Annotated in this window: 13 protein-coding genes and 1 riboswitch; of the genes, 6 read left to right on the top strand and 7 right to left on the bottom strand. The window is 49.2% G+C overall.

Features of this window, described 5'->3' with window-relative positions; translation table 11 throughout:
• The first annotated feature begins 2 nt into the window (after positions 1-2).
• The 4 genes from CKW00_RS08230 (at position 3) to CKW00_RS08215 (ending at position 4,052) form a co-directional block, all read left to right on the top strand.
• Entirely contained in the window at positions 3-998 is a 996-nt protein-coding gene (locus CKW00_RS08230; protein ID WP_095822185.1) for a 3-hydroxyacyl-CoA dehydrogenase NAD-binding domain-containing protein, read from the top strand.
• Positions 995-1,471 carry a thioesterase family protein gene (locus CKW00_RS08225; protein ID WP_095822184.1) on the top strand — a complete coding sequence of 159 codons (477 nt, stop codon included), beginning with the start codon at positions 995-997 and terminating at the stop codon, positions 1,469-1,471. Before CKW00_RS08230 ends, CKW00_RS08225 begins: the two co-directional genes overlap by 4 nt.
• A gap of 197 nt (positions 1,472-1,668) precedes the next feature.
• Entirely contained in the window at positions 1,669-3,066 is a 1,398-nt protein-coding gene (locus CKW00_RS08220) for an FAD-binding oxidoreductase (RefSeq protein ID WP_095822183.1), read from the top strand.
• Complete coding sequence (locus CKW00_RS08215; RefSeq protein WP_095822182.1) at positions 3,063-4,052, top strand: bile acid:sodium symporter family protein; 990 nt, start codon at positions 3,063-3,065, stop codon at positions 4,050-4,052. The genes CKW00_RS08220 and CKW00_RS08215 overlap by 4 nt, the downstream gene beginning before the upstream one ends.
• 77 nt (positions 4,053-4,129) lie before the next feature.
• Here CKW00_RS08215 and CKW00_RS08210 read toward each other — a convergent pair whose 3' ends face one another.
• Positions 4,130-5,029, bottom strand: coding sequence for a DMT family transporter (locus CKW00_RS08210; RefSeq protein WP_095822181.1), 900 nt, complete (start codon positions 5,027-5,029; stop codon positions 4,130-4,132).
• A 184-nt stretch (positions 5,030-5,213) separates the two neighbouring features.
• On the opposite strand from CKW00_RS08210, the gene CKW00_RS08205 reads away from it, so the two are divergent.
• Entirely contained in the window at positions 5,214-6,059 is an 846-nt protein-coding gene (locus CKW00_RS08205; RefSeq protein WP_095822180.1) for a nucleotidyltransferase domain-containing protein, read from the top strand.
• Between the two features lie 183 nt (positions 6,060-6,242).
• Here the strand turns inward: CKW00_RS08205 and CKW00_RS08200 are convergent, their stop codons facing one another.
• From CKW00_RS08200 to CKW00_RS08180, 5 genes are read right to left on the bottom strand one after another with little or no spacing between them, the layout of a single operon-like run.
• The gene (locus CKW00_RS08200; protein WP_095822179.1) at positions 6,243-7,259 is read right to left on the bottom strand and encodes a thiazole biosynthesis adenylyltransferase ThiF; all 1,017 of its coding nucleotides are present in this window, start codon (positions 7,257-7,259) and stop codon (positions 6,243-6,245) included.
• On the bottom strand, positions 7,259-8,023 hold the full coding sequence (locus tag CKW00_RS08195; protein ID WP_095822178.1) for a thiazole synthase: 765 nt from the start codon (positions 8,021-8,023) through the stop codon (positions 7,259-7,261). The genes CKW00_RS08200 and CKW00_RS08195 overlap by 1 nt, the downstream gene beginning before the upstream one ends.
• 1 nt (position 8,024) lies before the next feature.
• Positions 8,025-8,228 (bottom strand): sulfur carrier protein ThiS, encoded by a 204-nt coding sequence (gene thiS, locus CKW00_RS08190; protein ID WP_095822177.1) that lies wholly within the window; start codon positions 8,226-8,228, stop codon positions 8,025-8,027.
• Between the two features lie 24 nt (positions 8,229-8,252).
• On the bottom strand, positions 8,253-9,341 hold the full coding sequence (gene thiO / locus CKW00_RS08185; protein ID WP_095822176.1) for a glycine oxidase ThiO: 1,089 nt from the start codon (positions 9,339-9,341) through the stop codon (positions 8,253-8,255).
• Complete coding sequence (locus CKW00_RS08180) at positions 9,334-9,981, bottom strand: thiamine phosphate synthase (RefSeq protein WP_095822175.1); 648 nt, start codon at positions 9,979-9,981, stop codon at positions 9,334-9,336. Before CKW00_RS08180 ends, thiO begins: the two co-directional genes overlap by 8 nt.
• A gap of 97 nt (positions 9,982-10,078) precedes the next feature.
• Positions 10,079-10,189: riboswitch (TPP riboswitch) on the bottom strand.
• Between the two features lie 220 nt (positions 10,190-10,409).
• Here CKW00_RS08180 and CKW00_RS08175 point away from each other — a divergent pair.
• A complete protein-coding gene (locus tag CKW00_RS08175) occupies positions 10,410-10,925 on the top strand; it encodes a pyridoxamine 5'-phosphate oxidase family protein (protein ID WP_095822174.1) in 516 nt (171 codons plus the stop codon).
• 116 nt (positions 10,926-11,041) lie between these two features.
• Here the strand turns inward: CKW00_RS08175 and CKW00_RS08170 are convergent, their stop codons facing one another.
• Positions 11,042-12,655 carry a sodium:solute symporter family protein gene (locus tag CKW00_RS08170; protein ID WP_095822173.1) on the bottom strand — a complete coding sequence of 538 codons (1,614 nt, stop codon included), beginning with the start codon at positions 12,653-12,655 and terminating at the stop codon, positions 11,042-11,044.
• Positions 12,656-12,671 lie beyond the last annotated feature (16 nt).

The following is a 12,671-nucleotide window of genomic DNA, read 5'->3' as shown; positions in this document are numbered from 1 at the left end:
CAATGTCATCACCAGTTACACACATCACCGTCATAGGGACCGGTGTCATCGGCAACGGCTGGATCACCCGCTTTCTGGTTAACGGGTATAAGGTAACGGCTTATGACCCTGCTCCGGGTGCAGAAGAGAAAACGAGGGAAGCGGTCCGGAGTGCCTGGGACTATGCCGGGAAACTGGGACTTAAAGAAGGTGCTTCAGAGAATAACCTTACGTTTGAAGAGGATCTCGGGAAAGCTCTGGCTCATGCGGACTTCGTCCAGGAAAACGTTCCGGAACGGGAAGAGCTGAAAAGGAACGTTATCGCCTCCATCGACGAACATGCACCGAAGCATGCCGTCATTTCTTCCAGTACGTCGGGCATTTTACCGTCTGTACTTCAGGCGGACTGTACGCACCACCCGGAAAGAGTGATGGTAGGTCACCCATTCAATCCGGTATATCTCATGCCGCTGGTCGAACTGGTCGGCGGTAATAAAACGGCTGACAGTTTTGTCGAAGGAGCCCGGGAATTTTATGACGGTCTCGGTATGAAACCGCTCATCGTTCATCAGGAAATAGAAGGTCACATAGCCGATCGTCTGATGGAAGCGGTCTGGCGTGAAGCGCTCCATATCGTTAACGACGGTGTGGCTACGACCGAAGAAGTGGATGCTTCCATCGTTTACGGGCCGGGGCTCCGCTGGGCGCTGATGGGACCGTTCATGACCCTCCATATGGGCGGCGGAAAAGCCGGCATGCGTCATCTTCTGCATCAGTTCGGCCCGGCTTTGAAATTACCGTGGACCAAACTGGAAGCACCGGAGCTTACGGATGAGCTGGCGGAGAAAGTCATCACCGGCTGTGAAGCACAGACGGGGGACGTGGATATGCAGAAAATGGAAGAACGACGGGACGACTTCCTCGTGGAACTTCAGCAGCTGCTGGAAAAATACTGGCCGGGTGCCAACCTGACGACCGGGGACAGCAAAGAAGCTATGCAGGGAGGGGATAAGACATGAGTGAAGCCAAAACCCTCATTACGTCTAAAGTATCTGCCGACTGGATCGACTACAACGGACATATGAACGACGCCGACTACGTTCGTGCTTTCAGCATCGGCGTCGATGAGTTCATGAATGTAATCGGGCTGGACGAAGAAGCCCGCGGGAAGCATCAATATACGATATATACACTGGAAAACCACGTATGTTATCTCGACGAAATGCATCATGAGGAAGCGTACGAGGTACAGATGTATATTCTGGATTACGATGCAAAGCGTGTGCATGCGTTTCTCGAGCTTTACGGGGAAAATGGCAAAAGAGCCGCTACGAGTGAGCAGATGCTGATGGGTATGGACCAGAGCGAAGGCCGGCCGGCCCCTTTTCCGGAAGAGGTGGCTGCACAGCTTAAGGTATTCGCAGAACATCATACGCCTTTTGGGGTCCCCGGAGAAGCCGGACGGGTAATCGGTATCAGACGTAAAAAGTAGTACAACGAGCCAAACAACTGTAATAGACCAAAGACTTTCCATCCGTACGAGCGGGTGGAAAGTTTTTTATGAAAAAATGCAGCAGCGGTACTATCAGAAAACTTCATGGAAGTGTATAAGTCCCGTTCCATTTTTCAGATAATTGTGATAATCTGATGTAACAGTTTAATCTGAACATGTGAAAGGAGCCTTAGAACATGACTACATACCCGGCAACGCTGCAGGAAGAGCTGCTGAAGTTTTTAAGAGATGATCAGGTGAGTGCGAACGATACGGTACTCGCCAATCATAGCAAAGATGAATCTTACCACGAGGGGAGTCTCCCCGATCTCGTCGTTTTTCCGGAGAACGCGGAGGAAGTAAGTCAAATTATGAAAGCAGCTGAAACTTCAGGAGTCCCGGTCATTCCGTTCGGACTGGGATCGAGTCTTGAGGGGAATGTGATCGCTTATGATAAGGGGATTACGATCGACTTTTCCTCCATGAATAGAGTGACGGAAGTGCGGGACAAGGACTTCCTCGTGAAAGTGCAGCCCGGGGTGACGAGGTCACAGCTGAATAAAGAACTGAAAAAATACGGGCTGTTCTTCTCTGTGGACCCGGGAGCCGATGCTACGCTCGGCGGTATGGCCGCGACGAACGCAAGCGGGACTACTTCCGTGAAATACGGAGTGATGAAAGACCAGGTCCAGGATCTGGAAGTCGTTACACCGGGCGGAGACGTTATTCATACCGGGAGCCTTGCCAGAAAGTCATCCTCCGGCTATAATCTCACCAGTCTTTATGTAGGCTCCGAAGGAACACTCGGCTGTATTACGGAACTGACGCTCAGAGTGTACGGCATCCCCGAACATGTCATGGCCGCGAGAGCTTCTTTCCCGACCATCGATTATGCGGTGGGGGCAGTGATTTCCATGCTGCAGGCAGGGGTTCCGGTTGCCCGTGTGGAACTGCTGGATGAAGCCTCGATCCGGCAGGTGAACCGGTTCAATGATACGGATTACATAGAAAAGGCGACACTGTTCCTTGAATTCCACGGAAACGAAGCGGGGTTGCAGGAGGACGTCGCTTTTATGGAAGAGATCGTATCGAGTCATAAGTGTGAAGCCATTGATTTCGAAAAAGATAATGCGGCCCGCGTGAAGCTCTGGGAAGCGCGTCACAATCTCGCCTATGCCTACATCCATGACAGCCCGGGCAAAAAAATGATGGTTACGGACGTATGTCTTCCGATATCGGAGCTCGGCGGGGCCATCCGGCACGGCAGAGAAAAGATGACGGAGCTGGGTCTTAATGGAGGGATCCTCGGACATGTCGGCGACGGAAACTATCACGCCCTTCTCATGATTGATATGGATAAAGAGGAAGAACGCAGGAAGGCTGAAATGTTCAATGAAGAGATCGTGGAATACGCCCTGGCTCGCGGAGGCACCTGTACCGGGGAGCACGGCGTCGGAAAAGGGAAAATGAAATATCAGGAAAGAGAGCACGGAAAAGCCCTTGCTGTCATGAAGGCGATTAAAGAAGCGCTCGATCCTGAAGGGATTATGAATCCCGGTAAACTTATTCATAGCGGAAGGGGGAACGGACAATGAAGGTGATCGAGTCCATCAGTCACGTCGCCGGAAAATATTTTGCGCTGTGGGTCATAGCAGCCGCTCTTATATCTTTTTTTGTACCGGGAGTCTTTCTCGGCCTCGGGGCGTATATAACCATTCTGCTTGGAGTAGTCATGTTCGGCATCGGTCTTACGATGCAGCCGGTCGATTTTAAACTGGTCATGAAAAAACCGCTCCCGGTGATTGCCGGTGTGGCGGCCCAGTACGTACTTATGCCGCTGACGGCACTCGGAATCGCTTATTTGCTCAACTTACCGGCAGAGCTGGCGGCCGGCCTTGTCCTGCTCGGCTCTGTTCCGGGAGGCACGGCATCGAACGTAATGGTATATCTCGCCAAAGGGAACCTGGCACTGTCGGTCGCCATGACTTCCTTCTCGACACTGCTGGCCCCGATTCTGACACCTGCCATCTTACTGATGCTTGCAGGCCAGTGGCTGCCGGTGGACCCTGTTTCGATGTTTCTGTCGATCGTGCAGGTCATCATCGTTCCCATTACGCTTGGCCTTCTCGTCAGGAAACTGTTTCCGGAAGCGGTGGATAAAAGCGCTACGGCTGTTCCGCTCATTTCCGTACTGGCGATCATTACCATCGTCTGTGCGGTAGTAGCTGCAAACGTGGAGAGTATTACAAGTTCCGGACTGCAGATATTCGTAGCAGTGATGCTGCACAACCTGTTCGGGCTTATGCTCGGCTACGGAGTGGCTGTGTTGATGAGGCTCGATGAGAGTAAACGGCGTGCCATCTCCATTGAAGTAGGTATGCAAAACTCCGGACTAGGCGTAGCACTCGCTACGGCACACTTCGGCCCTCTCGCAGCTTTACCGAACGTGGTCGCGGCCGTTTGGCACAATATTTCCGGTCCGATTCTGGCCACCTTCTGGTCGAAGAAACCGGTGAGGGTAGAGGACGAGACTGAAGCTGAGGAGGAGCTGGAGAGCAGAGTGAAAAGGTCGGTAATGTAAGAAGGGAAACGTTACAAAAAAACTTTATGTATACAGAAAAAACACGAAGGCATCCTGGTATCCGGTGTCTTCGTGTTTTAGTGAGTGGGAAGTCTTTGTCCGGTGATACGCCGCTTCCGTTGATAGGTCGAGAATATGACACCGCCCACTATAAGTAGAGATCCTGCTATTTCAACATCCGTGATGGGTTTATGAAGCAGTACGAGTCCTGTAATCATGGCCACAAACGGCTCCAGGTTCGATAAGATGGAAGCTTTGGAAGCATCCACCTGCCGGATATTCGTATTCCATATGAGCGTAGCTATTCCGTGAACGGTAATCGCGGTTCCGATCAGGAAAGCCCAGTCGAAAGTCGTGACACCGAATCGTATCGGATCGTCCCACACAAAGACGAAAGGGATGGATATGAGAAAGCCGACAATATTGGAATAGAGAGTGATAGGGAGCGGGTCTATGCGTTTCGAGAGCACGCGTGTCATTATGATCATTATGGCGAAGGTTATCATTGTCAACACTATCCATAATAGTCCTCTATCCACCTGTAAAACCGTAAAACTTCCTTTCGTAACTACGAGAAAGATACCGGTAATCGCAATTACCGACCCGAGCAGCATACGGAACGTCAATTTCTCTTTCAGGAACGTGGCACCCAGAACGCCGGTTAAAATAGGCGTCGTAGCCAGAATAAGAGCAGACGTTGTCGGGTCTGCCGTTTCCAGTCCAACAAAAAAAGACCACTGGTTGATAAATACACCAATAACCCCTAAGACGGAAATCGCTATCCATTCTGTTTTACCTAAACGATCAACACGTTTCTTTGTGAAGGACGCCAGACCGAGCAACAGCAGCACAATAAAGAAAAGCCGCAAAGACGTCAGCAATGCGGGGGAGAAACTCTGCAGAAGTATTTTCCCGAAAACGAAATTGCTGCCCCACACGACGACGCAGAAAACCAGCCAGGAATAAGCTTTTAACATGTATAATCCAGTCTCCTCTTTCTAAAGTAACGACTTATATATCTTAAGCTTTTGAACATTGTTTGTATACCTTTCCGCTTTGATGGATGATATACGGTTTTCCGTGTAAAGTGAGCAGGAAAATCTGGAGAGAGAAAGAATAGATGAAGTATAGAAGAGAAAAAATGGGGGAATTACTTACAAAATGAATGAAATTAAAAAAATAGGTAACTTATGTCCTTTGGACGCTCACGGATACATCATCAATCAGGCCGATTTTACATATATTGATAATAAATTCCGGGAAGTCATCGAACTCATTAATGAAAACTGCCTGTCCGCTTTGCCGGGGGAAGTCCACAGTATCTATTTGAGAGGGTCCGTCCCAAGGGGAGCAGAAGTGGAAGGTGTGTCAGATGTAGACGTAATAGTCGTAACTTACTCCGATCCTGAAAATCTTGATTTGGAGTGGACAGAAGTGGCGACCCGCAGTATCGATGAGAAGTATTCTTTTATCAATGGTGTTGAGCTGGGATTCAGTTCCCTCAGGGAAGTAAAGGAGTACAAGTACTGTTCCATGATACCGTTCATCCTGAAAACTTACGGCGTATGCGTGTACGGGGAAAACCTTATCAGTGAGCTTCCCGATTACAAACCCGACCGTTCTCTTGCTAACGAACATCTCTTCCATCTGCCTGCTCTGATCGACAGAGCCAGACGTGAGCTTGAAGGGAATGAAGATATAGAGGATATTGAGGATTGCTGTTCATGGATCATGAGGATTATTGTGAGAGCGGGCGCAGCGCTTGTCATAGTGCAGGAGGGGGCGTATACGAGAGATTTATATCCGGCTTATGAATTGTTTTCGAAACATTATCCCGAGAAGGAGAAAGAAATGAGGCAAGCCCTCTGGTACGCGATCAATCCTTTATCAAGTGCCCGGGAAACGACAGAATTTCTGAACACTTTCGGAAGCTGGATGGAAAAAGAAGCCGGGAAGTGGCTTGAGACTTATAACAAGGAAAGAAAAGTTCATCTGCCACTTGTTTAATCCGGCACAGGAATCTGTGTGTTTAAAAGTTGATATGATGGAAGTAGTACGTACTTTCCAAATAAAAAAGTCCGGGGAGGTAGTGCACCCCGGACTGCGGAACTTTCAGGAATTGTAGCAGATAAACCTGCAAGGTTACTGCTCTGCATTTGATTAACAACGAGGAAAGTACTCCATTTAATCTTAACCAAAATATCGGTGATAAAGGGATCTGGCTTCCGAAACATCACTGGTGCCATGCACCAGTACGCGTCCATCCTGAAACAGGACTAGCCGGTTTGCATCAGTGGAGAAAGACAGGAGGAACGGGTTTTGTTCCACCTCACCCAATGGAGAAAGGTCTTCGGCCGTGCGCTTCAGATCCGGTTTATGTTTGGAGGAGGGGCGGATTTGAACTGTATCTCTTCCACACAGCACAGCTGTTCTGGTCTGGTTTTCATAATCGAGGAACGGGTAGGATGGAGAGGCGCCGCACGACGAACAGCTATCATTTTTAAGCCTCTGCACATCAATAGAAGAGTACTGATTGCTCCATAGATCGAAAGAAATCAGTTTCTCGCGTAACGCATCCCGGTTCCCGGTCAGAATCTTCAAACCCTCTGCAGCCTGGTGTGCCGTTACCAGTTGAACGATAGGGCTTATGATGCCCGCCGTATCACAAGTCAAACCGCCGAGCGGTATCTGTTCCATCATGCAATGGAGGCACGGGGTCTCACCGGGGATGATTGTGTAACTGATGCCGTAACTTCCGACAACTGCCCCATAAATCCAGGGGATACTGTGCTTCTGGGAAATGTCATTCATAACCATACGGATATCGAAATTGTCTGTAGCGTCGAGCATCAAGTCTACTCCGCCGACGAACTCTTCCAGAATCCGGGGCGTTACGTCCGTAACGTGGGCTTCGATTCTTACATCCCGATTAATAGCTTCCAGTTTCTCCTTCAATGCAATAGCTTTCGGCGTCCGGTTCTGTGCGTCTTCTTCAGTATAAAGCTGTTGTCGCTGAAGATTGCTCCATTCCACGTAGTCTCTGTCTGCAATTGTTATTTTACCGGCCCCGGCACGGGTGAACATTTCTGCAATACTGGTGCCGAGGGCTCCGGCACCGATGATAAGAAGATGAGTTTGCCGTAATTTCCTTTGGCCTTCAGTGCCGATGGGAGAAAATAATATTTGTCTCGAGTAACGTTGTTCCATCACAGACTGATTCCTTCATCCGGACTACTCGCAGTTGCGTAACGTTTTTTTGGTATCTTTCCGGCCTCGAACCCGAGTCTCCCCGATTGCACTGCAAGTTTCATGGCCTCAGCCATTTTTACAGGGTTCGGAGATCCGGACACAGCTGTGTTTAACAAAATACCATCCGCCCCGAGTTCCATGGCCGTGACTGCATCCTGTGGAGATCTTATACCTGCATCTACAATCACCGGTACACGAGACTGCTCAATGATCAGACTCAAGTTCAGGGGATTAATGATGCCTTGGCCCGAGCCGATTGGTGATGCTCCCGGCATGATAGCGTGAGCCCCGAGTTCTTCCAATTTCCTGGCTAAAACTACATCGTCGGAGGTGTAAGGTAGGACGATGAACCCTTCTTTCAGAAGTTCTTCGGTAGCTTTCAATGTTTCCACCGGATCCGGCAACAGCGTTTTTTTATCACCGATCACTTCCACTTTAATCATGTCACAAAGACCGGAGGCATAAGCCAGTTTGGCCGTTCGCACAGCTTCTTCGGCTGTATAGGCCCCTGCTGTATTCGGTAACAGGTCGTAGTTACTGGTACTGATTTTTTCCAGAAGATTGGGTTGGGAAGATTCAAAAATATCCATTCGACGGACAGAGAAAGTCAGTATTTCTGTTTCGGATATATCTACTGCCTGTTTTTGAACATTGACATCCGGATATTTGCCGGTCCCGAGCAGTAAGCGGGAGTGGAAAGATTTATTACCGATAGTTAACATGTCAACCACCTCCTACAAAATTAACCAGTTCTATTTTGTCGCCGTCTTTAATATTTACGGTCGAGTGACTTTCCTTAGTCAGAATGTTTCCATTGTGTTCAACAACGACTGCCGGCCGATCGGCTGTGAAATAATCGATGACGTCGGAAACTGTTTTAATATTGTCCGATAAATGCATCATCGTGCCATTAACTAAAAGTTCCATAGAATTGCCTCCTTAACGTATTTATCATTGAAGCTTAAAGGGTTCATATACAGGTTTTCCTTCAATATAATCCGCCATGAGCGATCCGGTTATCGGAGCTAATAAAACACCGTTGCGAAAATGGCCGGCCGCTACCCACAACCCATCGATTTCCGGGTGTTCCCCCATATAGGGGAGGCCTGTCTGTGTCTTGGGCCTGTGCCCGCTCCAAGCTTCGCCCCATTCCGCATGCTGCAGGTCAGGAATTAAACGGATGGCACGTTCCATTAATGAGTGAAGCCCTTCGACACTTACGGACTTATTCAAAACGTCCGGTTTTTGTGTAGCGCCGATAATGAACCTGTCGTGGGCCTTCGGAACAATATAACACCCCGGTGAAAATATACTTGCCGTCGTCAGACGTTTTTTATGATAAACGGAGAAACATTCACCTTTTACCGGGTACATATTCAACGTGTATCCTGTTTTTTCGAACAGTTCCCGGCTCCATACCCCACCAGCAGAAATGACCTTTTGTGCCAAAATATTTCCGGAAGTTGTTTTGACTCCGATTACGTGTCTGTTTTCGGTCAGAACATCCAGCACTTCCGTACGTTGCATAATCTCTGCGCCGAATTCAACAGCTGCATGTGCCAGTGCTTTCGTTAATGCCGGAGCATTGACCTGGCCATCTCCGGGCATGTAGAGTCCTCCTGTAACGGAGTGGTGAGAAAGGTGGGGTTCTTTCTCCTGTAACCGGTTTTGCGGAAGCCATACTGCATGATCTCCCGAACGTTGCTGGCGTTCGTTCTCCTGTTTTAAATGTTTTCCTTCTTCTTCTGTACGGGCGACTCTGACTATGCCGTTCTGGATTAGTTCAATGTCTATGCCGCTGACACATTTCAGTTCTTCGGCTAAAGAGGGGAACATTTCTCTGCTTTCATGAGCGATTCGGGATAGCGGGCTGTCAGGGCCCACTTCGTTTTGCGCCCCCAGCATTCCAGCCGCAGCTCTGGAGGCTTTTTGTCCGATTTCGTCCTTTTCTATCATGAGCACACGATACTTTCTTTTAGCGAGTTGAAAAGCAATCGAACTGCCGATGACACCTCCCCCTGCAATAATAACGTCATACATTTCCTGCTCCTCCTTTGCGCACTGCCTCTCTGTAGGCCGCCGCTTTTTTAACAGGATCATCAGCCAGCAGCACACCGGAGAGAACGGCAACTCCACTGGCCCCGGCCTCCATCACGGTGCGTGTGTTTTCCGGAGTAATCCCGCCGATTGCCAAAATAGGCACTCCTACTTGGTGAACGACTTTTTCAAGTTCTCGTATACCTTTAGGTGGTAATCCGGGTTTCGAACTGCTGGGAAACACGTGACCGAAGACTAAATAATCAGCGCCGGCGTGCCAGGCTGTGACAGCTTCCTGTACAGAGTGTACGGAGCAGCCTATCATCAAATCCGGATAAAGGCGGCGAACTTTTGCCTGATCCATACTTGCTTGAGTCAGTTGTACGCCTTTAGCTTTCACCTTGTCGGCAATGCTCGCCCGGTGGTTAAGGATAAGTTTATGCCTCGGTACACCGCTGGAATAAAGCTGCCGGGTAAAACGAACTGTCTGCTTATCGGACCACTCTTTTTCCCGGAGATGTACGGCATCCACATAGGGGAGAACTTGTCCGATTATTCCTATCAATTCTTCACCGGACTGTCGGCCGGTAGATATAACATGGATTTTTCCTGCACTGTCCTGATCTGGCTGCTTAAGTTTCACTGAGAACCCCCTTTATCGTTTTTTGAAATTAAAAAAGTCACTTTTCTGATAAAAGAAAAGTGACTTTGAACGTATAATTAAACAAAAGAATAGTGAAAATATCGTCCGTACACTTCCCTTCGCCGGTATCAACCGTATCAGGTTCCGAGGGTCTCAAAGTCGAGTACTCTGATCTCAGCCTTTTGAAAAGGCACCCCTAGTGATTTGTATTAAATTGTAAGTAAAATTCTAACATTTATGCAAGTATTGTCAACAGTGTGTTTTTTAACATTCATTTTTATAGTTATTTCTGTTTTTCATAGCTTCCACATTTTGCAGCTGTAAAAGCGTAATGTACAAGTTGGGGGAGCAGGTGTAACTGCTTCTACTACAGGGAACAGTATGGGTGGATATCAAAACATGCCTGGCACCAGGAGGAGGAAGTTATTATGACTGATAAACATTCGGAAAACGAAGAAACCCTTAAGCAGATCAAAGAACTGATCAAAGATGAAAAAGTGGCGATGCTGACGACCGTATCTCCGGAAGGAAGACTTAGTTCCCGGCCGATGCACACTCAGGAAGTATTGCTGGACGAAGAAGAATTCTGGTTTATCACGGAGAAAGATACAGACAAATACAGGGACATCGGTAATAACCCTGCGGTGAACCTGGCCTATGCCGGCAGCTCCTATGTCTCCATCAGCGGTACGGCAGAATTCGTTCAGGACGTGGAGAAGAAGAAAGAGTACTGGAATAAAATCGTCGAAAAAGTACTGAATGCTTCGGCGGAAGACCCGAACGTCGTGCTTGTAAAAGTGACGCCTGACGTTGCTGAATACTGGGAAGCAGGTGTGAACGTCAAAACCGTCAAAGAGTTCGTTAAAAAAATGGCGAGCAACAATTCCATGGACGATAAGAATAAACTGAAAGATACCGTCCATTTCGATGATAATTCGAACTAGATACGAGTATCTTTCCGAAAACAGAGAATCCCCGCCCGGAGTATTGACCCGGGACGGGGATTTTGTTTGTAACGGAGGATGTTTCTGTGTAGTGGGGACAAGGTTCTCAATAATTTTTAAGATACCACTTCCTTCTTCGCGGCCATTGTGGTCGATTTTGGTTTAATACACATGATACTCCCGATGAACAAGGCTAGTACATTCAGAAATAGCGTAAGTCCGATAACTCCGGCGGCGTGAAGTGTCTCGTAAAAATAACCGTTAACCGCCAGAAGGACAATGACCGTCCCGAGTACGGCACTGCTTTTAACAGGGTTAGTCATGGATATTTTCCAGGTGCCGTAACTGAAAACGACAGTGAATACTACCATGGTAAGAATATTGACGCTCATCCCCACCCAGACCGGATGGATATTGAGAAAGAAATCCGAAGGGTGCCAGTTACTCAGGTGATACCAGAGCAGACCTGCTGCGAAACCCCCGAACAACGAACCGAGGACAGCCCTTTTTGTAACGAGCGGCCAGAACAGAGCAGCAACTACGGGGGCGAAGGTGGCGGAGTTTCTCATCGTCCAGGCGAGCACGTTCCACCAGGCCGACTGTTCCGTACGCAGGAAGCCGAAGACGATCATCAGGCCTGTAAGGAACAGCAATGACCATTTCGTATACTTGACCAGCTTTTCGGGAGAAGCGTCAGGGAAGATCGCGCTCCCCACATCTTTTCCGAGACTTGTAGCGCCTGAGAACTGACACGGAGCGCCCCATCCGAGAGCGCAGGCCCAGATACCGAGGAAGAACAGCCCGACCAGAGGAGCGGGAAGGACCCCCATCAGGTACTGCGGCAGTGCGATAAGACCGAGACTTGCATCAGGTACGACTGCAGCCGCCGAGAGCCCGAAAAGAATACCGAAAAGAATGAAGGGGATGCTCATCGCTTCCGCCACGAGCAGCCCTTTCTGTCCCTCTTCCGGTGTTCTGCAGGACAGTGCCATCTGAAAAGCGGCCTGGGCTAAAATGACATTTACGAGAAACGTGGCGAACCACACGAGAATGACCTGAAGACCGGCCCCTCCCCAGTCGAACATCCCGGGCTGGTCGATGGCCAGCTGCTGCAGGCCGGAGATGCCCGGATTAATGAAGAAGGCCGCTGCTCCGATTACAAACATGATCGCGAAGACGATGGTGTTCATCGTTTGCGTAAAGGCGACCGCCCACATGCCGCCTGACTGTAAATAAACGAATAGAAGCAGGGCCGTGAACGCCACGGATAAAGACAGAGACACGCCGGTGAAGACGTGGAAGGCAGAAGCGAATGCGATGGCCGTGGCCACCGACCACATCGGGAAAGCGAAGGCCGTAATGGCCCCGGATAACGCTTTGGCCCGTCTGCCGAACTGATCACCTATCAATCCGGTGATGGTGACGATCAATTTCTCCCGGAACGATTTTATGAGCAAAAGAGCGATCAACAGGACCTGCAGTGTTTCTGCGACCCCGTACCATATAGCTGAGATTCCCGTAAGATACGAAAGTTCCACGATCGATATGTATGTCGACCCCGAGAAAAGTCCGGTGATACAAAAAGCGACCGTCCACCACTTGAACGTCCGTCCTCCTATGAAATACTGCTCGCCCCTGCCGGCTTTCCGTTTCGCCACGTTGCCGGCGATGATCAAAGCGAGCGTATACAGCAGCGCCAGTGTAATGACCCATACTCCGTAAGAATTCATTTCGTCTCCTCCTTTG

It is taken from the genome of Salimicrobium humidisoli (genome assembly GCF_002295105.1).
In the GTDB taxonomy this organism is placed as follows: domain Bacteria; phylum Bacillota; class Bacilli; order Bacillales; family Halobacillaceae; genus Salimicrobium; species Salimicrobium humidisoli.
The sequence above is the reverse complement of the archived record's forward strand: the minus strand, read 5'-3'. Positions and strand labels throughout refer to the sequence as shown.